The organism is Henriciella mobilis, from assembly GCF_003576315.1.
In the GTDB taxonomy this organism is placed as follows: domain Bacteria; phylum Pseudomonadota; class Alphaproteobacteria; order Caulobacterales; family Hyphomonadaceae; genus Henriciella; species Henriciella mobilis.
On the sequence record NZ_QWFZ01000003.1, the window covers coordinates 859,885 to 882,063 of the forward strand.

Genomic DNA, 22,179 nt, shown 5'->3' on the forward strand with positions numbered 1-22,179 from the left:
GCGTCTTCTAGTGCTGTTGGAGATCAGATGACAGACCCAATATTACCGCTTGCCGGCCTACGCGTCCTTGAACTCGGCCAATTGATCGCCGGGCCTTTCTGCGGCCAGCTGCTAGGCGACTTCGGCGCCGAAGTGATCAAGATCGAGGCGCCCGACGCACCGGACCCGGCCCGCGGCTGGGGCGCCGCCAAGGTCGATGGCCAGAGCCTCTTCTGGCCGATCATCGCGCGCAACAAGAAGTCGATGACGCTGAACCTGCGCACCGAACGTGGCCAGGCCATCCTCAAGGACCTTGTCGAAACAGCGGACGTGCTGGTGGAGAATTTCAGGCCGGGCACGCTCGAACGCTGGGGCCTTGGCCCGGACGTCCTGCATGCCATCAATCCGCGCCTCGTGATCACGCGGGTCTCCGGCTATGGCCAGACGGGTCCGGAAAGCCACAAGGCGGGTTATGCCAGCGTCGGGGAAGCGAAGGGCGGCCTGCGTCACCTGATCGGTGAGCCGGACCGGCTGCCTGCCCGCGCGGGTGTCTCGCTGGGCGACACAATGACCGGCACGTTTGCGGCGCTTGGGACAATGTTGGCGCTATTTGCGCGTGAGCGCACCGGCAAGGGCCAGGTCGTCGATGCGGCTATCTATGAGAGCGTCATGGCCTTCATGGAAAGCCTCATCCCGGAATATGCCCTGGCTGGGCACACGCGCGAGCGCACCGGGCCGATCCTGCCGAAGATCGCCCCGTCCGGCGTCTACCCGTGTGCGGACGGACTGGTCATCATCGGGGCCAACCAGGACACGCTGTTCCGCCGGCTGTCTGCGATGTGCGGCAAGGACTGGGCGGATGATCCGCGCTACGCCACGCATGATGCGCGCGGCGAGAACCAGCAGGACCTGGATGAAAAGATCAGCGCCTGGACGCGCCAGCACCCGGTCGCTGACGTGCTGGCCCGGTGCGAGGAACACGGTGTGCCCTGCGGCCCCGTCAACACGGCAAGGGACATGCTGGCGGATGCCCATATCGCGGCGCGAGAAGCGATCATCAAAGTCGCGCATCCCCTTCTTGGCGAGGTGCCGATGCAGGGCGTCTTCCCGAAACTGTCGGACACGCCGGGCAGGGTCGACAGGGCCGGGCCGGCGCTTGGTGAAAATACCAGCGAGATTCTCGCGGCGATCGGCTATGACGAGAAAGCGCAGGCCGGACTCAGGCAGGAGGGCGTCATCTGATGTCGACATACAAACACCCGCTTGAAGGGGCCTCTCAGGACGAGACCCTCGAAATCAGGCCACGGTTCAACGCCGACGGGCTCGTCGCGGCGATTGCACAGGACGTCGAGACCGATGAGGTCCTGATGCTGGCCTGGATGAATGCCGATGCGCTGGCGCAGACGATCCGGACCGGCCGGGCGACGTACTGGTCGCGCTCGCGCGAGGCGCTCTGGGTCAAGGGCGAGAGTTCGGGCCATACCCAGGAAGTTGCCGACATTCTGGTCGACTGCGACCAGGACGCGGTGCTCCTGAAAGTGCGCCAGCGCGGCGCTGCCTGCCACACCGATCGCAAGAGCTGTTTTTATCGCCGCATCGACGCGGCCGGGTCTGCGCTTTCTTTCACAGGGACGGACGGTTAGAGTCCGCAGGGAATCACAGGGTATTTTTTACGGGGTTAGTCTGATGAAACAGATCGTACTTGCAACGGCCAGCGCATTCATCCTTGCCATGGCGGCGTGTTCAGGCCCGGCGGGGAACGAGGGGGCGAACAGCGAGACCGATGCACCGGAAACCGATACTGGCGCGACCGATGCGGTCGTCGCGCCGGAGACGGCTTCCGAAGAAGGTGTCGATGCGCTGCAGCTCATCAAGCTCGATTGCGGCAGCATCTACGTCTCCGACCTCGATATCTTCTCGACCGCCGGCGACTATGCTGGCCAGTCCGACACCTTTACCGACACCTGCTGGCTCATCCGCCACCCTGAGGGCGACCTGCTCTGGGACCTCGGCCTGCCGGGCATCCTGACGACGCAGGACGAACAGACGACTGGTGTCTTCACCGTTTCTCTCGAAAAGACGATCGCCGAGCAGCTCGCCGAGCGCGACCTCTCCATGTCGGATATCGAATACGTCTCCATCTCGCACAGCCATTTCGACCATTCCGGACAGGTCGACCTCATCGATGGTTCGACCTGGCTCGTGAACCAGCTCGAATACGATCACATGTTCCCTGAGCCCGACGTCTCCGAAGAAGCGCCTGCTGAGGATGCCGAAACCGAAGGCGGCGCGGATGCGGGCAGCCAGTTCCCCGGCTTCGAGGTGCTCCAGCATGAGATCATCCTCGACAATCACGATGTCTTCGGCGACGGCTCGGTGATCATCTTCATGACGCCCGGCCACACGCCTGGCCATGCCGCGCTGCTGGTGAACCTGCCGGAGACCGGTCCTGTCATGCTGACCGGCGATCTCTATCACCGCACTGAAAGCCGCGAGCTGAAGCGCGTGCCGCAATTCAATACGAGCGAGGCCGAAACGCTGGAATCGATGGAAGCGTTCGAGGACCGTGCCGCCGAACTCGGCGCCAAGGTCATCATCCAGCACGAGCCGGCCGATACGGACGACCTGCCTGAGGTGATGCGCTAGTCGCTCTCGGCCGCCGGATCGCCAAGGAGCTGCTTCAGGGCTGCGATCTGCATGTCGAAGGCCAGCGTGCCCGGCGCGACGAGTTCGACATGACCGCTCGCGGGAACGTTGACATAGTCGGCCGCTCCACCGGCTGCCTTGATCTTCTCTGTAAGCCCGCGGCCAAGTTCCGGCGGAGCGATCCGGTCCAGTGCACCATTCACGCTGATAATACGCGTATCGAGCGGCAGGAACTCAGCCGGTGAAGTGTCGGAGAAGACGTTCGGCCGTTCCTCGCTCGGGGCACCGGTCAGAGTGTCCAGGATATTGGCGAGGCAGGTCGGCGCGGTGACAGGCGCGGAGGCTTCGAGGTCTGCGAGCCCGCCGGAGTTGATCACGCCAGCCAGCTCCAGAGGCGCTGCCGCGAAAAGCGGGCTGGCCTCGGGCAGGTTTGCGCGCGCCGCCGTCCAGACTGCCAGGTGCCCGCCTGCAGAATGACCGAAGGCTGCGACGCGACGGGTTTCGAGACCGAGCGCTGCGCCATGCCTGGCTAGCGCGTCAGCCGCATTTGCCACATCCAGAAACGTTCCGGGATAGCCACCGCCTTCTTCGTCGACGCCGCGATACTCCACGTTCCAGACAGCGAAGCCCTCGATGCGGAGCGCCTCGGCCGCATAGTTCATGAGCGTGCGGTCCGCGATGGCCTTCTGCCAGCAGCCGCCATGGATCATCAACACCGTCGGGTGCGGGCCGGCGCCCTCCGGCAGCCAGACATCAACCACATCGATGTCCGGATCGGGTCCGATCTCGATTGACCGGCTTGGCTCCGGCCTGTCGCGGCTGAGAAGGTCGGACCACTGCATCAGACTGGCGGGGCGCTCTGTCTCAACCGCGGCTTCGTCGCCTGCAGGGGCTTCGCCCGGCGGCGGCGTTGTGCAGGCAGCGGCAAGCGCGGCGCCTGCGGCGATCATGATTGCGCGGCATCTCATGCATTGCCCTTTCCCTTTCCGACGGTTCAATGAGTACGGCACGCGTAATCCGTTGCAAGGGAAAGGTCCTCATGAGTTATGTCATTCCCGCAGACCGGGGCGAGGCAGAGGCGCTGGACAGCCACGACCTGCTTGGCCATGCGCGCGAATTGTTCGACCTGCCGGACGGCAAGACCTACCTTGTTGGCCATTCCCTGGGGCCTGCAACGCATTCTGCGCTCGATGAGCTGGAGCGGACGGCGTCCGGCCACTGGCGCAATGAACTGGTCAAGGCGTGGAATTCGGCCGGCTGGTTTGACCTGCCGCGCACGGTCGGCGCATCGCTCGCCCGCCTGATCGGCGCGCGCCAGGATGAAGTCATCATCGCTGACAGTGTTTCGATCAACCTGTTCAAACTTGCAGCCGCCGCCCGGTCGATTGCGAGAACGCCGGCACTGATTGTCGAGGAAGATGAATTCCCGACCGACCAGTATATCATCGAAGCGCTCTCGCAGCTCAGTGGACGTGACTTTGTGCGCGCGAAATCCGGTGACGGGCTCGCCCATCTTGAGCGCTCAGGCGGCGTGCTGGTTCTCAGCGCGGTAAACTACCGATCCGGCGAGATCCGCAATATGGCGGCCGCCGAAGGCGTTGCGCATTCGTCTGGAGGCGTGATTGTCTGGGACCTTAGCCATGCGACCGGCGTCACAGATGTGAACCTGCAAGAGGCGGGTGCGCGACTCGCAACAGGGTGCACCTACAAATACCTGAACGGTGGCCCGGGGGCGCCTTCCTTCCTCTATGTACGTGCCGATACGATTTCTCGGCTTGAAAGTCCGCTGCCGGGCTGGATGGGCCATGAAAAGCCCTTTGCCTTTGAGCCGGTATATGCACCGGCAAGCGGCATCCAGCGTTTTGCGTCCGGCACCCCGCCGATCCTGTCCCTTGCGGCCCTGTCAGGCGCGCTCGAAGTCTTTGAGAGCATCGACATGAGCCTCGTCCACGACAAGGCGAGAGCGCTCGGCGAGCTTGTTATCGCCCGCGCCGATGCGCTTGGACTCGAGGTCGCTTCACCGCGCGATGGGCGCAGGCGCGGTGGTCATGTCAGTCTGCGTCATCCGAACGGCTACGAGATTGTCCAGGCGCTTATCCATCGCGGCATCCTCGCCGACTTCCGCGAACCGGACACGATCCGTTTCGGCCTTTCGCCGCTTTTCCTGCGGTTCACCGACGTCTGGGACGCGCTTGATGCGCTCGCCGACATACTCGCAACCCGCGCCTGGGACGACCCGGCCTTCCGCCAGCGCTCAAAAGTGACATGAGCCTGGCGACCCCGGCGCGATTCGAACGCGCGACCTACAGATTAGGAATCTGTTGCTCTATCCTGCTGAGCTACGGGGTCTTGCCAGAAAGTGTGCGATACCTTGTTTTTGCGTGGGGTTGAAGAGGCGGCGATGCTGAGAAGGAAGATCCTTGCGGCTGTTGCCCTGTTTGTGGTCTGCGCCTGCTCGCCTTCCTCGCCGCTCGACAGCATGCAGCCGGGCGAGCGCGGGCGCGTGGTCAGAGTGATCGATGGCGACGCGCTGGTGCTGGATACCGGCCAGAGCGTCCGCCTTGTCGGCATCGAGGCGCCCGTGCGCGAGGGCCGTGACCGTCCCGGCGAGCCCTTTGCTGAGGAAGCTGCCCGCGAACTTGAGGATCTCGTCATGGGGCGGGACGTCCGGCTCTACTATCCCGGCCTGACCCGCGACCGATATGACCGCGCGCTGGCCCATGTCGTGACGGCCGATAGCAAGGGTCCGGACTATTGGGTCAATCTCGAACTCGTGCGGCGCGGCGATGTTCGCGTCCGGCTCTATCCTGACACCGATGGCGGCGGCGAAACCCTGATGGAGGCCGAGAAGGCCGCCCGGGAAGAGGCGCGCGGCCTGTGGCGCCTGATCGCCTATGACGCCATCAATGCCAGCGATATCGCACCGGACAGGCGCGGCTTCCTCATCGTTGAGGGTGTGCTGGGCGACGAGGCGCCCCGCCCGAAGGAGGAGGTACGCACCATCCTCTGCACGCGGCGGATGCGCGGGGCCGACCTTGTGATCGACATGGCCTTTTCGGCCCGGCCGGCCTGTTCAGCCCCGGAAGGGACAGCCGTCCGCATACGCGGATGGACGAGCGGCCAGCGCCTTGAACTCGTCCATCCGCTGCATCTCGAAAGTCTTGACTGAGGCTTTAAGGCCTAGCCGGCGATGTACTGCGCGCCGTTCACAGTCATTGTTGCGCCCGTGATGAAGGCAGCTTCCTCGGAGGCGAGATAGGCGCACATGGAGGCGATCTCCTCGGCCTTGCCGAGACGGCCGACCGGAATGGTCGAAATGATTGACTCCAGAACCTTCTCCGGCACGGCGCGGACCATTTCCGTATCGATATAGCCCGGCGCGACCACGTTCACCGTGATGCCCTTCTTGGCGCCTTCCTGGGCCAGCGCCTTGGTCAGGCCGATCAGGCCGGCCTTGGCGGCGGAATAGTTTGCCTGGCCGAACTGGCCTTTCTGCCCGTTGATGGACGAGATGTTGATGACCCGGCCGAAACCGCGCTCACGCATGCCATCCCAGACCTGGCGGGTCACGTTGAAGGCGGAGGTGAGGTCGACATCGATGACCTTGTCCCACTGCTCCTTGGTCATCTTGTGGAACGGGCCGTCCCAGGTGATGCCGGCATTGTTGACGACAACATCGACCGGGCCGAGATCGCTCTCGATCTGCTTCAGGCCGGCACCGACGCCATCATAGTCCGAGACGTCGAACTTGTAGCACTTGATGCCGAGTTCCTGTTCACAGAGCTTGGCGGCTTCCTCGTTGCCGCCATAGTTCGCGGCGACGGCGTATCCGTCCTTTTTCAGGCGTTCGCTGATTGCGCGCCCGATACCTCTTGTACCACCTGTCACGAGGGCCACTCGTCCCATTTATTCCTCCCTGCTTATTGCGCAGCAAAAATTTCGCTGCATCTGCTCAATCTGGTGTAAGCATGATATGTATAAGACAAAAGGGCGATTTTGAAAGTTAGGCGGCGACATGCGAAGATCGGCGCCAAACAGCAATAAATTCGCCGCAAAGGGCGGAGAAAAGGGCACGAAATGACTAAGGCAAACGGCAACGATGGCACGGTTGTGATCAAGAAGTACGCTAACCGGCGGCTTTATGACACATCTACCTCATCGTATGTCACGCTCGACCATCTTGCAGATCTTGTGCGGCGCGAAGTCGATTTCGAAGTCCGCGACGCCAAGACCGGCGAAGACCTGACGCGCGCCGTTCTCACGCAGATCATCTTCGAACGCGAAACCAAGGGCGATGGTGCGCTGCCGCTCTCCTTCCTGCGCCAGCTGATCGGTTTTTATGGCGGCGGCGCCCAGTCCATGCTGCCGGCCTGGCTCGACATGAGCATGAACAGCTTCGCCGAGTCCCAGGAGCGCTGGAAGAAGGCCATGGGCGGGGCCCATCCGATGGCGATGTTCGAGAACCAGGCGCGCCGCAACATGGAAATGTTCGAGCAGGCGATGAAAATGTTCACGCCTCCCTCGGTCATGTCCGGCGGGATGCCGGCGGGCGATCCGCACGGCAAGACCGAGAAGCCGAAGCGCAGTGATCCCGAACCGGAGGCAAAGACCGCCGAAGAGGATGAGCGCGATGCAGCCATGTCTGCGCTGAAGGCGCAGATGAAGATGATGCAGGAGCAGCTGGAAAGCCTCTCCAAGAAGTAGGCTGCTTGCCTATTTCAGCCGATGCGTGGCGTAGACCTCGCCATAATTCGGCGCCTGCACAATGGCGACGCAGCTCGCCTCGCAGTCATAGCTGAAGCTGACATGGCCGCCCGTCCACAGGCCGAGCGTCGATGCCCGCGTGACCGGGTGTACCATTGGTGTCGGATTGGCCGGTGCGTCGAGGAATTCGACCAGGTTGACCTCGGCCGGGGCGGGCGTATGCCCGTCGAGGCTGAAACGGTTGCCGGGCAGAACCGCGACTGAAACTTCACCGGGCCGGTCTGCAGCGGTGCGCAGCGCGATGTTCTCGTCGACCGCCGCGCGCCGTGTCGCCGGGCACTGTTTGGCGCCATCATAGACCGATTGCGGCGTGTAAGGCGCACGAACGCCCAGCCGATCAGCATAGGCGGCCTGGCGCTCGCTGGCCACAGGCAGCGCCATCGGGTCCGGCGTGCCGAGATAGTCCCAGTAATCCACCGACCAGGTCAGCACCATGACATTGTCGCCCTGCTCGGCCTGAACGGCCTTGAGCGTGCGATGCGCGGCGGGGCAGGCATTGCAGTTCTGCGATGCGAAAAGTTCGATCAGCACAGGCTGACGCTCCGCAGCGGCCGGGCCGGCGGCGAGTGTCAGGGTTGCAAGCGCGAGCAAGCTGGATGGGGGGAAATTTTTCATCGCTGCGTGAGATAGCGTTTTCGGCGGCTGAAATGAAATCACCGTGCTGTGATCGGCCCGCAATCGCTGACATTCGCCGATTGCGGGCCGCTTCACCTGATCCTCAGGCCGCAGCCTCGCGGGCGAGATTGCGCAGCACATAGTGCAGGATGCCGCCATTGCGGAAGTAGTCGAGCTCGTTCTCGGTATCGATCCGCACGAGCGTCTTCGCGGTGACCGTGGAGCCGTCTTTCTTCTTGATGATGACGTCGAGGTCCTGGCGCGGGCTGATCGAATCGATGCCGCTGATCGAGACCTGCTCTGAGCCGTCGAGGCCGAGGCTGTGCCAGCTCTGGCCGTCCTTGAACTGCAGCGGAAGGACGCCCATGCCGATCAGGTTCGAGCGGTGGATGCGCTCGAAACTTTCGGCGACGACGGCTTTCACGCCGAGAAGGATCGTGCCCTTTGCGGCCCAGTCGCGCGACGAGCCGGTGCCGTATTCCTTGCCGGCGAATACGACGAGCGGAACGCCCTCATCCTTGTACTTCATGGCCGCGTCGTAGATCGCCATCTGCTCGCCCGACGGCTGGTGGACGGTCACGCCGCCTTCGACACCGGGGACCATCTGGTTCTTGATGCGGATGTTGGCGAAGGTGCCGCGCATCATGACCTGGTGGTTGCCGCGCCGCGAGCCATAGGAGTTGAAGTCTACCGGGGACACCTGGTGTTCCTGCAGGTAGCGCCCTGCGGGGCTGGATGCCTTGATCGCGCCAGCAGGCGAGATGTGGTCGGTCGTAATCGAGTCGGCGAAGAGGCCCAGGATGCGCGCATCCTTGACGTCCTCGGCCTTGTCGAGTTCCACGCTCATGCCCTCGAAATAGGGCGGGTTCTGGACATAGGTCGAGCCGGCCGGCCAAGAGTAGGTCTTCGAGCCGGTAACCGAGATATTCTGCCAGTGCTCGTCACCCTTGAAGACGTCGCCATAGCGCTCCGTGAACATCTCCGGTGTCACCGACTTGCGCATCACTTCGGCGATTTCGTGCGAGGTCGGCCAGATGTCCTTGAGGTAGACATCATTGCCGTCCTTGTCCTTGCCGAGCGGGTCGGTGGTCAGATTGACGTGCAGTGAGCCGGCGATCGCATAGGCGACGACCAGCGGCGGGGAAGCGAGATAGTTCGCGCGGATATCCTGGCTGATCCGGCCTTCAAAGTTGCGGTTGCCCGACAGGACGGAGGCGGCGACCAGGTCATTCTCGCTGATCGCCTTTGAAACGGCGGGCGGCAGCGGGCCGGAGTTGCCGATACAGGTCGTGCAGCCATAGCCGACAAGGTTGAAGCCCAGCGCGTCAAGATCGTCCTGGAGGCCAGCGCGGGCGAGATAGTCGGTCACGACCTTGGAGCCGGGGGCCAGCGAGGTCTTCACCCAAGGCTTGCGGGCAAGGCCCTTTTCCAGCGCGTTGCGGGCCAGAAGGCCGGCGGCCAGCATGACGGACGGGTTGGAGGTGTTGGTACACGAGGTGATCGCCGCGATGACGACCGAGCCGTCATGGATATGGTAGTCGGTGCCTTCAACAGAATGCATCGAGACGCCATAGGATTCCGGATGGGTGTAGACGCTCGTTGCGCCTTCATCGACGAACCGGGCTTCCCCACGCGAGCCTGGGGTGGTGTTCGGATCCTTGGAGCCGCCCCGAATTTCGTTCAGCGCGTCACGGAATGCCGTGTCGGCCTCTGACAGCAAGACGCGGTCCTGTGGGCGCTTGGGACCGGCGAGCGAAGGAACGACGCTGCCGAGATCGAGCTCCAGCGTCGAGGTGTAGACCGGATCCGGCATCTCCGGGCGCCAGTAGCCCTGTGCCTTGGCATAGGCTTCGACCAGCTTGACGCGCTCGGGGTCGCGGCCCGTGTCGGAGAGATAGGAAAGGGTTTCCTCGTCGACCGGGAAGAAGCCGCAGGTCGCGCCATATTCCGGCGCCATGTTCGAGATGGTCGCTTCGTCTTCCAGGGTCAGGTTGGCAAGGCCGGGGCCGAAGAACTCGACGAACTTGCCGACCACGCCATGCTTGCGCAGCATCTGGGTGACGGTCAGCACGAGGTCGGTCGCTGTCGCGCCTTCGGCGAGCTTGCCGGTCAGCTTGAAGCCCACGACTTCCGGGATCAGCATCGACACCGGCTGGCCGAGCATGGCGGCTTCAGCCTCGATGCCGCCGACGCCCCAGCCGAGGACCGAAAGGCCGTTGATCATTGTGGTGTGGGAGTCGGTACCGACGCAGGTGTCGAAATAGGCGATGGTCTCGCCATCTTCCTCACGGGTCCAGACGGTCTGGCCGAGATATTCCAGGTTCACCTGGTGGCAGATACCTGTGCCCGGCGGCACAACGCGGAAGTTGCGGAAGGCCTTGGAGCCCCAGCGCAGGAACTCGTAACGCTCGCCATTGCGCTCATATTCGATTTCGACATTCTTCTCGAAGCTGTCCTCATTGGCGAAGAAATCGACCATCACGGAGTGGTCGATCACCAGGTCAACCGGCACCAGCGGGTTGATGGCCTCGGCATCGGCGCCAAGCTTCTCGGCGGCGTCGCGCATGGCGGCGAGGTCAACAACCGCCGGAACGCCGGTGAAGTCCTGCATCAGGACGCGGGCCGGGCGGTAGGCGATTTCGTGTTGCGCACTTCCCTTATTGTCGAGCCATTCCTTGAAGGCGACAATGTCTGCCTTGGTGACTGTCTTGCCATCCTCGTTGCGCAGCATGTTTTCCAGCAGCACCTTGAGTGATGCGGGAAGCCGTGAGACATCGCCAAGACCGTTCTCGGCCGCAGCCTTGAGCGAGTAGTAAGTGTAGGACTTTCCGTCGACGTCGAGGGTGCGGCGGGCTTTGAAACTGTCAAGGGATGGCATCGTGGGCGTGACCTCTTCTTGCATCATCGGGTGGGACGCGCGTGGCCGCGCGGCGCTTCGTTGCCCGCGTCTTACTAGCGTATCGGGCGATGTGCAATCGCAGCATTGTGCGGCAATTGACCTGCGGGAACGGTTTTGACAGGCGGCCTGCTCATCGAGGCTGACGGGCTGGGTGCTGTTCGCGGCGAACGGATCCTGTTTTCGGGCCTGCATCTCAGCCTGCGCCCGGGTGAGGCGCTTGTGCTGCGCGGGCCGAACGGGTCGGGCAAGTCCACGCTATTGCGCATGCTCGCGGGGCTCAGCCAGCCCGCTACGGGCGAGGTGAAAAGCAGCGGTGCGCATCACTGGCTCGGTCATCGCGATGGCATCAAGCCGCATGAAACCCCGCGCCAGCATCTTACCCACTGGGCGCGTGTCTGGGGCAGTACGCTGTCTCCCGAAGGCATAGCGAAGAGCATGGGGCTCGAACGCCCTATGGATGTGCCGGGCCGGCTGCTCTCGGCGGGTCAGCGCCGGCGCACCGCGCTTGGCCGGCTGCTGCTGGTCGAGCGCCCGATCTGGCTGCTTGACGAACCGTTCAACGCCCTCGATGCGGAAGGGCGGGACCTGCTTGCCAGCCTGATCGCGGCGCAGCTCGAGCTGGGCGGCGGTGTCATCGCGGCCCTGCATGGCGACGTTCCATTCGGCGCGAGCCGGGAGGTGGTGCTGTGAGATCGCCCGCCCCCATCCGCGCGGCCTTCGGGCAAGCCTTAGCCGAAGCCTGGGCTGGCGGCGCGGGCGCGCTGCTGCCGATCGGTTTCTTCGCCGGGGCGGCGATGCTCGTGCCATTTACCGTGGGATCTGAAGCCAACCAGCTCGCCGCCATCGGGACAGGCGTGCTCTGGGTTGCACTGGCGTTGGCTTCGCTGGTTTCCATGGAGCGGCTGTTCCAGGCCGACCTTGAAGACGGCACGCTGGAGCTCTGGGCGCAGGAGGCATGCCCGCTCTTTCTCATCGCGACGGCGAAGATATTTGCGCACTGGACCGTCTCTGGCCTGCCGCTGGTCCTGCTGACGCCGCTTATCGGCATCACCCTGCAGCTGCCGGCCGACCAGCTTCTGCCAGCCATGCTCGCCTATGGGCTGGGCGGACTGGCTTTCTTCTCCTGGGGCGGGGTGGCCGGTGCGCTGGCGGCCAGCGTCCCGCGCGGCGGATTGCTGATCGCGCTGCTCGCCTTGCCGCTCTTCGTGCCGACCGCCATATTCGGCGCGCTCGCGGCCGAACCGGGGGCCGTCGGGCCGAACATATTGTTCCTCGCAGCCTCGACCCTGTTTGCCCTGGCGGTTGCGCCTTTCGCCGCATCTGCGGCGCTTCGCTTGGCCGTGGACTGATCGCCTAGTATTGAGAGCGCCATGATTTCGATCTTTGCCAATCCCCACCGGTTCATGAAGCTGTCGCGCTGGCTCGCGCCGGCCTGTCTTGTGGCCGGCATTCTGCTGATTGCCTGGAGCCTCTGGCAGGCGCTGTGGGTCGTGCCGCAGGACGATTACCAGGGCGGGGATATCATGCGCGCCATGTTCATCCATGTGCCATCCGCCTGGCTGGCCATGGGCAGTTATATGGGGCTCGCCGTGGCGAGCTTCGTCTGGTTCATCTGGCGCCACGAGCTGGCCGACATGGCCGCAAAATCCATCGCGCCGATCGGGGCGGGCTATACGGCGATGTGCCTGGCCACCGGCGCGATCTGGGGCAAGCCGACCTGGGGCACATGGTGGCTCTGGGACGATGCGCGGATGATGTCGGTGCTGCTGATGTTCTTTCTCTTCCTCGGCTATATGGCCCTGCGTGCCGCCATGGACACGCGCCAGAAAGCTGCCCGCGCGGGCGCCATCCTTGCCATGGTCGGGGCGGTCAACGTGCCGCTGATCAAGTTTTCGGTCGATATCTGGGCCTCGATCCACCAGAGTGCCAGCGTGATCCGGATGGACGGCCCGGCCATGCCGGCCATCTATCTCACGCCGCTGCTGATCGGTGCGCTCGGCCATCTCATCTTCTTTGCGGCCCTGACCCTGACGCTGATGCGCGCCGAAGTCTGGCAGCGGCGCGGCGATGTGATCATGGCCCGCAAGCTGGCAGGAGGCTGACCGGTCATGCTCCCTCAATTTGAAACCAATGCGGCCTTCATTTGGGCCATCGTGATCATCGGCATCACCGTGCCGGCGCTTCTGGGCATCTATGCCGGGCTGAAGGCGCGCATGGCCAAGCGCCGGCTTGAGCGGCTGCAGGCGAGCGAGACGCGATGAAGCGCTGGATGGCCATTCTGCCGCTCGCGGCGCTGCTCGGCTTTGGCGTGCTCGGCGCTGTGCAGCTGATGCGTCCGCCGGAGGAGAGCTTCACCGCCAAGACAGACCGGGTCGCCCCTGATCGCGTCTTTCCCCTGCTGGACGATGAAAACCGGACGATCGGCTTTGCGCCGCCGCCCGGCGACAAGCCGGTCATGGTCAATCTGTTCGCCAGCTGGTGTGCGCCCTGCCGGGCAGAGCATGCCGACATCACCCGGCTCGCCCGTGCGCATCCGGGACAGGTCTACGGCCTTGCCTACAAGGACGCGCCCGAAGCCACGCGCGAATTCCTCGCCGAGCTTGGTAACCCATTTGTCGAGATTGGGGTCGACCGGAGCGGGCAGGGCGGCCTTGATTTCGGCCTGACGGGCGTGCCGGAGACATTCGTGATCAGCCCTGAAGGCAAGATCATCCTGCACGTTCGCGGTGTGCTCGATGAACAACGCGCAGCGGAGGTCAGCGCGGCGCTGGCCGGCTGACGCCTATTTCTTCTTCTTCTTCTTTTTCTTCTTCTTGTCGGTCTTCGACTTGTCCGCCTTGTCGGCCTTTGCCGCTTTCGCGGTCTTCGCCTTCTTGGGCTTGGCCTTGGACTTGTCAGCGTCCTCGCTCTCGGCGGCGGCCATGTCCTCGAGGACTTCAGCCTCTTCTTCCGGCCCGCCAATCGAGGCCAGGGATGCCAGGAAGCCGACGCGGCGATTGGCCCGGATCATGTCGAGGACCTGCTTGTCGGCAGCTTCGACCGCCGGCAGGGCAGCCTCGTAAGCCTTGCGCCCCTTGGCCAGCAGGGACACCGTCTTGGCCCGGCGGTCCTCCTTGGAGTCCGTCCGCTTGATATAGCCGGCGCGCTCCATCCGTCCGACCATGTCGGCGAGGGTCGAGCGGTCGATCCCCGTCTTGTCGACGAGGCGCGACTGGCTCTGTCCTTCTTCGCTGGCAAGCGCGGCGAGCACGGCGAACTGGCGAAGTGTCAGCCCCTGCTCTGCGAGGGCGCTCGAAGAAAGATTGACGGCAGATTGCTGCGCACGGTGCAACAAGTGGCTCGGCGACGCCGACAGATCAAATGATGCCTCTGCTTGTTGCTCAGTCATCGCAACCTTATCCTCGTTTGTATTCGACATAGTCTTCTAATCACTTTCCCATGTGGAAACAAACCGTGTGCGGATCAACACAATTCCCCAATAGAGCGAGACAATTACAGCATCATGACAGACAGCATCGCGGAGAATTTCGAGCACCGTGTTCCCGAAGACGATGACCGCGAGCGGCGCATCTGCAATACGTGCGGCTTCATCGACTACCAGAATCCGCGCATTGTTGCGGGCTCGGTCGTCGTCCGTGACCGGAAGATCCTCCTTTGCCGCCGTGCGATCGAACCGCGAAAAGGCTACTGGACGCTGCCGGCCGGCTACATGGAACTGGGCGAGTCGATCGAGGAAGCGGCCATGCGCGAGGCGCGGGAGGAAGCGTGCGCCACGATAGAAATCGACCGGGTGCTCGGCATGTATACGGTGCACCGCATCGGTCAGGTTCAGATCATGTTTCGCGCCGAGCTGGTCTCGGATATTCGTCCGGGACCGGAGAGTCTTGAGGTCGGCCTGTTCGACTGGAAGGATATTCCCTGGTCAGAGCTGGCTTTCCCGACAGTGGTCTGGGCGCTCACCCATTATGCCGAGAGCCGGGGTTCAGACAGCTTCGCGCCCTATGGCAATCCGGCAGGCACCGAAGCGATCACCCGTCAGCCGCCGGTTCCTCCTCGAGGTGTTTGAGCGTGTAGGGCACATTGGCCGCGCCGAAGATGAAGGTGATCACCATGTTGCCGAGCTTCCAGTTCGCCCAGATATCCTCGGCATCCTTGCTGCCGAAGGTCATGCCGAGAAACTCGTAGCTGCCTGCCGGTGCGATCAGCATCCCGGCGAATTTCAGCGGCTGTTCGAATCCGGGGGCGTAGGTACGCCACAGGAATTCGTTCCACACGGCCATTGCGATAAAGAACAGCCCCCAGCGGATGGCGAGCTGGTTCCAGGCATGGTCCGGCAAGGCGAAGACCGAGCGGAACATGACCCGCCAGACATTCTGGCCGACCGCCATGCTGCCGAAGATGATCGCGGCCAGGAACAGGTTCTGGATGGTCGGCTTGATATAGATGAATGACTTTTCCTGCAGGAGGATGCCGAGCAGGCCGAACCCGCCGACAATGCAGGACGTGATGACGAGGAAGGGCGGAATCGGCTGCTTGTGGCGCAGCTTGTTGACGATCACGCCAAGGGTCAGCGCGATCAGCGCGGCGGTCGCCCAGTAGAGCGCCGAGTCCTTGTTGATCCAGGCATTGTCGAGATCGATGATGCGCAGCGCATTATAGATCAGCACGAAGCCGATAACGGGGACGAGGTCGCCCCAGATCTGGTTCGCCTTGTCGGCGGCGGTGTCGATACCCGGTTTCTGGTCGGTCATGTTCCTGCTTACGAAGCTTCGGCTGGTCTGGATGAGCTGAGCTTGTCTCGCATGAATGATCGCGCACCGCCAGCATCGAGCAGCCAGGCGGCTGCAATGTAGACTGCGCCCCCGGCGGCGGCCTTGCAGAAAAGCTCGGGCCAGCTGCCGAAGTGCGGGACAAGCGCGACCGCCGGCCACATGGCGATCGAGGCCAGAGCGACCTTCGCAAGTTCCAGGAAGGGCATGGGCAGGGCAATGTAACGACGCCCGCGCAGGGCGATGATCAGGATGCCGAGCGCATAGCTGCCAACCGTTGCGACCACAGCACCGATCAGGCCGAGCATGGGGATAAGCACAAGGTTGGCCGCAATGTTGGCGCCCGCCGGCACGAGCATGAGCAGGGCCTGTTCGCCCGTCTTCTTCGCAAGCTGGAAGGCTTCGGTGTAATAATGGATCAGCAGGCCGTTCATCAGGCCCGCAAAGGCGATCCACGGGATGATACGGGTCGCCCCGTCGCGCACATCCTCACCGATCAGGGCTTCGGCCAGTGGCTCGGCGACAAGGGCAAGGCCGGTCGCGGCTGGAAGCCCGATGAGCAGCATCGTAGAGACCAGGCCGCGCGCCTGTTCACGGGCCGCCTCTTCGCCCTCTTCTTCCCAGGCCGCCATGACCAGCGGTGCCCCGGCCATCGCCGCCCAGGCGCACAGCAGCAGGATCGTCTTGTCGGCAACGCCATAGCCTGCCGCATAGGCGCCAACGGATGCCTCGCCCAGGAAAAGCGTGATCAGGAACCGGTCGGCGGCCGATAGCAGCAGGTCGAGCGACAGGGCCGCCGCCACAGGCAGCCCATAGGAAAGATAGGCCCGGCGTCGGGCGGCGTCCGCATGGCCCCCCTTCGCGGCGCGCGCGAGCCAGGGCACCTGGAAGATGTTCAGCAGGGCGGCCGCGCAGACCAGCCCGATGAAAGGGGCCGCGGCGCCGATATGGGTGAACCAGGCGATCATCGCGCCAATCGCGAACCCGCCGAGCAGCTTGAACGAAAAGATCGCCGCATACCGCCCGACTTCCTGGTTGGCGCGGTGGGCTTCCAGCGTCGCCTGCAGCAGCGTGCTGAGCGGCAGCAGCAGCGCCATCCAGGGCAGGATGCGCAAGTAGCGCGGCATGTGTGACAGGGCGAGCGTCAGCACGAGCATGAGTACGCCCGCCATCAGCAGCGAACGCAGTAGCAGGGAGCGCACCGTCGCATAATGGTCTGCAAGATCGCCGCGCGCCTTTGCCTGCGCCGTGAAGCGGTAGGCGGCGGCCTCGCCGGGCGCCAGCGTTACCGTGTGGATCAGCGCCAGCACGGTGAACATCAGCGCATAGCGTCCATACTCCTCCGCCCCCAGCAGGCGCGTGAAGACGTACACGCCCCCGAACGAGGCCATTGCGCTGGCAAGATTGGCTGGCAGGTAGCCGGCAAGATGGCGAAAGAGTTTCATGGCTGGAGGCAGCCTTAGCAGCGAACTGCGAAAGGAGGATTAAATATCCGTCTCAAGTAGCAAGAGTCCTGCCGCAAGGACGGTCGCCGCCGCGATCCGCCGCTTGCCGAACCCCTCCTTCAGGAAAACGGCGCCAAGGATCGCCCCGAAGACCACAGATGTTTCGCGGATCGCCGTGACCGTGGCGGCGCTTGTCATCGAGAAGGCAACCAGGGCCGAGCCATAGGAGACGATGCTCGCGACCCCGCCAATCATGCCGCCAACCAGCTGGGGCCGCAGGCGTTCTATGAGCTGTCCGCGGCGGGTCCAGACGGTCACCGCCGTTGTGCCGATCCAGTCGAGCAGGAACAGCCAGACGATGAAGGTGAACTTGTTCTCGGCCACGCGCACGCCATAGGCATCGGTCACCGAGTAGAGTCCGATGCCCGCCGAGGTCAGCAGCGCCCAGACAAGCGCTGTCCGGTTCAGCTTGCGGGCCTTGGCGGTGGCGCGCTCGGGCAGGGCAAAGACGATGAGCGCGGCCGCGGCGAGCGACAGGCCGAGCCAGCCAAGTGCGCCCGGATACTCGCTGAGGACGATGACCGCGAAGATCGCCGTCATCATCGGCCCAAGGCCGCGCATAACCGGGAAGACGAGGGACAGGTCCCCGCGGTGGAGCGCGCGGATCATGCAGAACTGGTAGATCAGATGCGCCCCGATCGCCATCAGGATCGGTGGCCAGAGGCCGGGCTCGGGCAGCGGCACGAAGAACGCAAAGGGTAGCATCCCCAGTGCGGAGGTGAGCGACAGCACCATGCGGGCGCTGAGCACGTCGCCGCCCCGCTTCACGACGAAATTCGCCGTTGCCACGGTGACGGCCGAAAGCAGGCAAAGCAGGATGGGGGTGAAGGTCTCTGACATTGGCGGACATTCGCGTCTGCCACGCCGCAGCCAAAGTCAAGCTTTGAGGAAGGCGCGCACAAGGACCGCAAACGCCGTCTCGGCTCTCGTGTCCCGTCGACCTAGTAACTAGGTGGGCACCGGTTAGGATAGGCCACGGCCAGTCCCAGAGCCAGTTCCCTTGACGGAACGTAAGGTCGGCGGACAGCTGGCTTCCTCGAGCGCCGCAGCCCTTGTGCAGCCCCCACAGATAGTGTGCGTGGAGGCTCTTGGGTAGGGGGTATCGCAATTGTCATCTGCGGGCCGGACCGGCTGTGCAGATTACCATGCAGTCACAACAGGAACAGGGCTGCAGACAAGGGGTTTCGCGGTAGCCTCACGGCTGTTTGGCTGAGGCAGCAACCAACCGAAAGGAGACCCTAATGGCTCTTACGACTCTCCGCGCCCGCACGACGGCCGCTATCGCGGCTGCGGCCCTGGCGACGGGTGGCGCCGCCTTTGCGCAGCAGGCCCAGTCACAGCAAGGCGCTCAGGCGCAAGCGCAGGCAACGGCTGAAATCGATCCCGTGACGGAAGCCGAGATCGACCAGTTTGTCGCCGCCAATGCGGAAGTTGCGACGATCGCCCAGTCGGCGAACCAGCAACTCCAGCAGGCTGAGGACAAGGCCGCGGCCCAGAAGATCCAGGCCAATGCGCAGCAGAGCATGGTCGCCGCGATCCAGGAAAAGGGCCTGACCCCGACCCGGTTCACTCAGATCGTGCAGCTGGCGCGGGCGGACGAAGACCTCGCCAACAAGCTGCGCGCCAAGATGGAGGGCTAAGGCCCGCCCGACAGGGTGCAGACTTTGCATTCATCTCCCATCATCCTGCCCCGCCGGCGCGACCGGCGGGGTTTTTTGTCTTCTGGTCGTCAACTCGCCGCAATCGCTTGTAATGCTGCACGAAAGTCTCAATGCTCGCCGGCAGTCAGCTGGGGAAGGGAAACGGCCATGCGATTTATCATACTCACGACGGCGATGGCGCTGATGGCAGCCTGCAGCCCGTCTGCACCCGCCAATGACGATCCGGCGGATGCGCCGGTGCCTCCGACTGAAAACCCCCAAGCTGAAGCAAGCCCTACTCCGGATGCGGCCGAAGCCACAGCAGATGATCCCGTGACCGCGGCGGCTGATCCGCTTCCTGCCGGGCAGTATTGCTATTATCGCGATAGTGCCGATACCACCGAGGCCATGGAGATTGAAGTCACTGAAGAGGGCGATGTTTCCGGAACCAATTACGGCAACATCCACCAGGAGGAAGCCGCCTATTACGCCAGCTTCTGGATCGAGCTGACGAATGGCGGGTTTGGCGAGGATGGGCTCTACGCGTTCGACTCCGTCACTGAGGTCGATGGCGATACTCAGGTGGGCACGATGACCTGGTCCATCACGCCTGATACGGCCGCGCCGGACGGTTTCATGGATAAACCGCTCCAGTCGGCCGACTGCGAAGGGCTGGAGGACAGGATTTTCCCGCCCATGTAACGCAAGGCGCCCGAATGTGCAGTCCGGGCGCCAGCGTGTTCTGGTGCTGTGGAAGGTCTACTGGCGGTGGCCTGTCAGCAGCTCGGTGACAAGCTGGGTGGCCAGCTGGACCATCATGATGTCGCCATCCACCTCTGCATAGTAGTGGCCGCTCGGCGGTGGGTTGAGGCCATAGCGGCCATAGTCGCGGATCACCCGGTAATCATCATAATACCGGCCATCATAGCGGATCGCGTCGCGCCGGCCGTCCTCATAACCTTCATCATAGGCGCGCTGTTCGTCGCTGCGCTGGCGCCACTGGTCATAGCCATCGGCCTTCCAGCCCGGTCCGCACCAGCCCTTCTTGGCATGGCCCGGCGGGCAGTGTGGCGGATCGGCAAAGGCCGGCGCACTGGCGGCAACGGCGAAAGCCGCAGCGACGGCGCCTGCGACAGACAAATTACGGATAGACGTCATGGTCCTGTTTCCTTTCGTCCTGCATTCTGCATGGAAGGAAAACGGACGCTCGTGGCGTCCGGTTCCGCCCCTGAGCCCGTTATCGTGCGTTCAGCGTCGAATTCCGCCCAGCCATAAGTAGATTCCTGTATGGTCAGGCGGGCCTCGGTCCTGGCAATCTGGTGCTCGTGAATTCAGGCCGAAGAGGAGGTTAGTCATGTCGCACACGCCGCACGAACTGGTGGAAGAGTTTCCCGCTGCCGTTGAGCATATCCACACGCTCAAGCATTCGGACCCGCATTTTGCGCGCCTCGCCGAGCAGTATCACGAAGTAAACCGGCAGATTCACCGCATCGAAACCGATGTGGAACCGGCAAGCGATACCTATCAGGCCGAGCTGCGCAAGAAGCGCCTTTACCTGAAGGACCAGATCGCCGCCATGCTGAACGAACGGACACACTGAGCCGGCATCAGCTGTCGCAGTAGATTTGGAACGGGGCCCCGTCTGGGTCCCGGAACCCGAATTCGACCGTGCCCCATGGTTTTTCTTCCAAGGGCGCGGAAATGTCGATCTGGCGGGCCCAGGCCGCGTGCAGTCTTTCGAGTTCCTCGCGTGAGCTGGTCTCGATGCGGATATTCATCACCTGCGTAACCGAGAGCTGGCCAGGGGTGAATGTCTGCAGGTGCAGCTCGAGACCGTGGCCGCGAACGCCCGCATAATCGGCTTGTTCAGGCGGCTCGCTGTCGCAGAAGGCGAGCTTGAAGCCCAGCCCTTTCCAGAAGGCAATGCTCCTGGCCATGTCGGTTACGGGAAGGACGGGGCGCAGGGCAAGCATGGGCAGACCTATTTTGCAAACAGGCGCGCGATGTCGGCGAAGGCCTTGATCTCGATGGCATTGCCGGACGGGTCGAGGAAGAACATCGTCGCCTGCTCTCCGGGCTCGCCCTTGAACCGGATATAGGGCTCGATCAGGAAATCGACCTTTCCATCAAGCTTTTCAGCCAATGCCTGCCAGGACTGCATGTCCAGCACCAGACCGAAATGGCGAACGGGGACGCCCTTGCCGTCGACCTGATTGGTTTGCTCCCCGCTGCGCGATGGAGCGGGCTCAGGGCTGCCTGGGCCACTGGCCGCGCCGGGACAAAGCTCAGGCGCCAGGTGCGCGACGATCTGGTGGCCGTGAAAATCGAAATCGACCCACTCCTCCGAAGACCGCCCCTCCGGACAGCCGAGCAGCCCGCCATAGAAGGCCCGCGCGGCAGCAAGATCGTGGACGGGGAAAGCGAGATGGAAGGGGGCGATGGCCTGGCTCATGCCGAAGGTGAAGCCCGCGCCCGAGCCCGCGTCAAGTCACCCCGCCTCCATGCCGACGGCCCCGCTGCGAAAATCCATCTTGCCGGCGGCCTCGCTACGCCCTATCTCCCAGCCGCCGCGGGCCGATGCGGGCGGCCGCATCCGCGCGGTGGGTTTTTTGACAAGCCATGTCCGACAAGGCGTTTGACTGTGTGTCCTGCGGGGCGTGCTGCTTCAGCCGCAATCCGCGCTACCTTGCCCTCCTTCCCTGGGACGCCGCGCGCGCCCTGCCGCCCGAGAGCCTCTTTGCCGAGGACGGGCAGACCTATGTGAAGTTCGAGTGCGGCCACTGCGTCCATCTCGACCTTTCCAGCGGCAAGGCGGTTTGCGGTGTCTATAAAGACCGCCCCGAAGCCTGCCGCGCCTTCAGGGCGGGAAGCTTCGAGTGCCAGAAGGCGATCCGCGCAAATGGCTTGCTGGGCGAAAAGGTCCGCCCGCCCGTAGCCGCCTGACCCCACGCTCGGAATTGGCGCTCCTGTCCTTTCTCCCGGGGGTGAAGGGGAGAGCGCCCTAATAGTGCGGGGGAGGCCGGTCGACGGGGGCGGCTGGGCCGGTGGACTGTTCAGCGTCCGCGACGCGCTCGGCGAGGCGTTCCACCTGCCGCTCCAGCCGCTCGATCAGCTTCCACTGCGCCGTGATCGCCGCGTTAAGGTCCTCAATCGTCTGGTCCTGATGAACCACGCGCATTTCAAGCTCGTCGAGGCGGGAGGCGGTGTCGGGTGTGTCTGACATGGCGAAGGGATTAGCGGCGGGTGTGAGGGGAGCGGAGCGGCGAGGTGAGATCACCTGCTTACGTCTTGCCGATGGGCTTTCCGTCAACCAGCAGCTTATGTGCAACTCGCGCATTTCCATCTACTTTACCCCGTCCTTG

At 63.7% G+C, this 22,179-nt stretch carries 28 protein-coding genes, 1 tRNA gene and 1 other RNA gene; 16 read left to right on the forward strand and 14 right to left on the reverse strand.

From position 1 onward, the window contains the following. Window positions 1-27 precede the first annotated feature (27 nt). From D1227_RS04405 to D1227_RS04415, 3 genes are read left to right on the forward strand one after another with little or no spacing between them, the layout of a single operon-like run. On the forward strand, window positions 28-1,221 hold the full coding sequence (locus tag D1227_RS04405; protein ID WP_119403921.1) for a CaiB/BaiF CoA transferase family protein: 1,194 nt from the start codon (window positions 28-30) through the stop codon (window positions 1,219-1,221). Beyond that, a complete protein-coding gene (gene hisI / locus D1227_RS04410; RefSeq protein ID WP_119376013.1) occupies window positions 1,221-1,622 on the forward strand; it encodes a phosphoribosyl-AMP cyclohydrolase in 402 nt (133 codons plus the stop codon). Before D1227_RS04405 ends, hisI begins: the two co-directional genes overlap by 1 nt. Window positions 1,623-1,665: 43 nt before the next feature. Beyond that, window positions 1,666-2,625, forward strand: coding sequence for an N-acyl homoserine lactonase family protein (locus D1227_RS04415; protein ID WP_119403922.1), 960 nt, complete (start codon window positions 1,666-1,668; stop codon window positions 2,623-2,625). On the opposite strand, the gene D1227_RS04420 is transcribed toward D1227_RS04415, so the two are convergent. After that, complete coding sequence (locus tag D1227_RS04420; protein WP_233349588.1) at window positions 2,622-3,593, reverse strand: alpha/beta hydrolase family protein; 972 nt, start codon at window positions 3,591-3,593, stop codon at window positions 2,622-2,624. The genes D1227_RS04415 and D1227_RS04420 overlap by 4 nt on opposite strands. 71 nt (window positions 3,594-3,664) lie before the next feature. On the opposite strand from D1227_RS04420, the gene D1227_RS04425 reads away from it, so the two are divergent. Next, window positions 3,665-4,894 carry a kynureninase gene (locus D1227_RS04425; RefSeq protein WP_119403924.1) on the forward strand — a complete coding sequence of 410 codons (1,230 nt, stop codon included), beginning with the start codon at window positions 3,665-3,667 and terminating at the stop codon, window positions 4,892-4,894. Window positions 4,895-4,897: 3 nt separating this feature from the next. Here D1227_RS04425 and D1227_RS04430 read toward each other — a convergent pair. After that, a tRNA-Arg gene (locus D1227_RS04430) sits at window positions 4,898-4,974 on the reverse strand. 52 nt (window positions 4,975-5,026) lie between these two features. Here D1227_RS04430 and D1227_RS04435 point away from each other — a divergent pair. Then, window positions 5,027-5,794 carry a thermonuclease family protein gene (locus tag D1227_RS04435; RefSeq protein ID WP_119376017.1) on the forward strand — a complete coding sequence of 256 codons (768 nt, stop codon included), beginning with the start codon at window positions 5,027-5,029 and terminating at the stop codon, window positions 5,792-5,794. Window positions 5,795-5,805: 11 nt separating this feature from the next. Here the strand turns inward: D1227_RS04435 and phbB are convergent, their stop codons facing one another. Beyond that, the gene (phbB, locus tag D1227_RS04440; RefSeq protein WP_119376018.1) at window positions 5,806-6,531 is read right to left on the reverse strand and encodes an acetoacetyl-CoA reductase; all 726 of its coding nucleotides are present in this window, start codon (window positions 6,529-6,531) and stop codon (window positions 5,806-5,808) included. A gap of 171 nt (window positions 6,532-6,702) precedes the next feature. Here phbB and phaR point away from each other — a divergent pair, with 171 nt between their 5' ends. Beyond that, on the forward strand, window positions 6,703-7,329 hold the full coding sequence (phaR, locus tag D1227_RS04445) for a polyhydroxyalkanoate synthesis repressor PhaR (RefSeq protein WP_119376019.1): 627 nt from the start codon (window positions 6,703-6,705) through the stop codon (window positions 7,327-7,329). Between the two features lie 9 nt (window positions 7,330-7,338). On the opposite strand, the gene D1227_RS04450 is transcribed toward phaR, so the two are convergent. Both D1227_RS04450 and acnA read right to left on the reverse strand, forming a co-directional pair. Then, window positions 7,339-8,004 (reverse strand): DUF1223 domain-containing protein, encoded by a 666-nt coding sequence (locus D1227_RS04450; RefSeq protein ID WP_158586559.1) that lies wholly within the window; start codon window positions 8,002-8,004, stop codon window positions 7,339-7,341. A 103-nt stretch (window positions 8,005-8,107) separates the two neighbouring features. Further along, window positions 8,108-10,882 (reverse strand): aconitate hydratase AcnA, encoded by a 2,775-nt coding sequence (gene acnA, locus D1227_RS04455; protein WP_119376099.1) that lies wholly within the window; start codon window positions 10,880-10,882, stop codon window positions 8,108-8,110. A gap of 135 nt (window positions 10,883-11,017) precedes the next feature. Here acnA and ccmA point away from each other — a divergent pair, with 135 nt between their 5' ends. From ccmA to D1227_RS04475, 5 genes are read left to right on the forward strand one after another with little or no spacing between them, the layout of a single operon-like run. Further along, window positions 11,018-11,593, forward strand: a complete 576-nt coding sequence (ccmA, locus tag D1227_RS04460; protein ID WP_119376021.1) for a heme ABC exporter ATP-binding protein CcmA — start codon at window positions 11,018-11,020, stop codon at window positions 11,591-11,593. After that, complete coding sequence (locus D1227_RS04465; RefSeq protein WP_119403926.1) at window positions 11,590-12,252, forward strand: heme exporter protein CcmB; 663 nt, start codon at window positions 11,590-11,592, stop codon at window positions 12,250-12,252. The genes ccmA and D1227_RS04465 overlap by 4 nt, the downstream gene beginning before the upstream one ends. Before the next feature lie 21 nt (window positions 12,253-12,273). After that, window positions 12,274-13,005 carry a heme ABC transporter permease CcmC gene (ccmC, locus tag D1227_RS04470; RefSeq protein ID WP_119376023.1) on the forward strand — a complete coding sequence of 244 codons (732 nt, stop codon included), beginning with the start codon at window positions 12,274-12,276 and terminating at the stop codon, window positions 13,003-13,005. Between the two features lie 6 nt (window positions 13,006-13,011). Continuing rightward, window positions 13,012-13,164, forward strand: a complete 153-nt coding sequence (locus tag D1227_RS19890; protein ID WP_158586560.1) for a hypothetical protein — start codon at window positions 13,012-13,014, stop codon at window positions 13,162-13,164. An 8-nt stretch (window positions 13,165-13,172) separates the two neighbouring features. Further along, complete coding sequence (locus D1227_RS04475) at window positions 13,173-13,682, forward strand: redoxin family protein (RefSeq protein ID WP_233352884.1); 510 nt, start codon at window positions 13,173-13,175, stop codon at window positions 13,680-13,682. 3 nt (window positions 13,683-13,685) lie between these two features. Here the strand turns inward: D1227_RS04475 and D1227_RS04480 are convergent, their stop codons facing one another. After that, window positions 13,686-14,291, reverse strand: a complete 606-nt coding sequence (locus D1227_RS04480; RefSeq protein WP_119376100.1) for a MarR family winged helix-turn-helix transcriptional regulator — start codon at window positions 14,289-14,291, stop codon at window positions 13,686-13,688. Window positions 14,292-14,405: 114 nt separating this feature from the next. On the opposite strand from D1227_RS04480, the gene D1227_RS04485 reads away from it, so the two are divergent. Beyond that, window positions 14,406-14,969: an NUDIX hydrolase gene (locus D1227_RS04485; protein ID WP_119403927.1), complete on the forward strand. Its 564-nt coding sequence runs from the start codon at window positions 14,406-14,408 to the stop codon at window positions 14,967-14,969. Here D1227_RS04485 and D1227_RS04490 read toward each other — a convergent pair. The 4 genes from D1227_RS04490 to ssrS form a co-directional block, all read right to left on the reverse strand. Continuing rightward, on the reverse strand, window positions 14,932-15,654 hold the full coding sequence (locus D1227_RS04490; protein WP_119403928.1) for an inner membrane-spanning protein YciB: 723 nt from the start codon (window positions 15,652-15,654) through the stop codon (window positions 14,932-14,934). The two genes, D1227_RS04485 and D1227_RS04490, sit on opposite strands and share 38 nt — an antisense overlap. Before the next feature lie 8 nt (window positions 15,655-15,662). Beyond that, entirely contained in the window at window positions 15,663-17,117 is a 1,455-nt protein-coding gene (locus D1227_RS04495; RefSeq protein ID WP_119403929.1) for a lipopolysaccharide biosynthesis protein, read from the reverse strand. A gap of 39 nt (window positions 17,118-17,156) precedes the next feature. Further along, complete coding sequence (locus D1227_RS04500) at window positions 17,157-18,017, reverse strand: DMT family transporter (protein WP_119403930.1); 861 nt, start codon at window positions 18,015-18,017, stop codon at window positions 17,157-17,159. A gap of 58 nt (window positions 18,018-18,075) precedes the next feature. After that, window positions 18,076-18,232: non-coding RNA, 6S RNA (gene ssrS / locus D1227_RS20555), on the reverse strand. A 186-nt stretch (window positions 18,233-18,418) separates the two neighbouring features. Here ssrS and D1227_RS04505 point away from each other — a divergent pair. Next, entirely contained in the window at window positions 18,419-18,817 is a 399-nt protein-coding gene (locus D1227_RS04505; protein ID WP_119376029.1) for a DUF4168 domain-containing protein, read from the forward strand. A 168-nt stretch (window positions 18,818-18,985) separates the two neighbouring features. Continuing rightward, the gene (locus D1227_RS04510) at window positions 18,986-19,519 is read left to right on the forward strand and encodes a hypothetical protein (protein WP_119403931.1); all 534 of its coding nucleotides are present in this window, start codon (window positions 18,986-18,988) and stop codon (window positions 19,517-19,519) included. A gap of 57 nt (window positions 19,520-19,576) precedes the next feature. On the opposite strand, the gene D1227_RS04515 is transcribed toward D1227_RS04510, so the two are convergent. After that, complete coding sequence (locus tag D1227_RS04515) at window positions 19,577-19,975, reverse strand: RcnB family protein (RefSeq protein WP_119403932.1); 399 nt, start codon at window positions 19,973-19,975, stop codon at window positions 19,577-19,579. A gap of 196 nt (window positions 19,976-20,171) precedes the next feature. Between D1227_RS04515 and D1227_RS04520 the strand changes: the two genes are divergently transcribed. Then, window positions 20,172-20,417 (forward strand): YdcH family protein, encoded by a 246-nt coding sequence (locus D1227_RS04520; protein WP_119403933.1) that lies wholly within the window; start codon window positions 20,172-20,174, stop codon window positions 20,415-20,417. Window positions 20,418-20,424: 7 nt separating this feature from the next. On the opposite strand, the gene D1227_RS04525 is transcribed toward D1227_RS04520, so the two are convergent. Continuing rightward, window positions 20,425-20,790 carry a VOC family protein gene (locus D1227_RS04525; protein ID WP_119403934.1) on the reverse strand — a complete coding sequence of 122 codons (366 nt, stop codon included), beginning with the start codon at window positions 20,788-20,790 and terminating at the stop codon, window positions 20,425-20,427. Window positions 20,791-20,798: 8 nt separating this feature from the next. Then, window positions 20,799-21,269, reverse strand: a complete 471-nt coding sequence (locus D1227_RS04530) for a VOC family protein (RefSeq protein ID WP_119403935.1) — start codon at window positions 21,267-21,269, stop codon at window positions 20,799-20,801. Between the two features lie 167 nt (window positions 21,270-21,436). Here D1227_RS04530 and D1227_RS04535 point away from each other — a divergent pair, with 167 nt between their 5' ends. Next, window positions 21,437-21,760, forward strand: a complete 324-nt coding sequence (locus D1227_RS04535) for a YkgJ family cysteine cluster protein (protein WP_119403936.1) — start codon at window positions 21,437-21,439, stop codon at window positions 21,758-21,760. A 58-nt stretch (window positions 21,761-21,818) separates the two neighbouring features. Here D1227_RS04535 and D1227_RS04540 read toward each other — a convergent pair whose 3' ends face one another. Then, complete coding sequence (locus D1227_RS04540) at window positions 21,819-22,040, reverse strand: SlyX family protein (protein ID WP_119404044.1); 222 nt, start codon at window positions 22,038-22,040, stop codon at window positions 21,819-21,821. Window positions 22,041-22,179 lie beyond the last annotated feature (139 nt).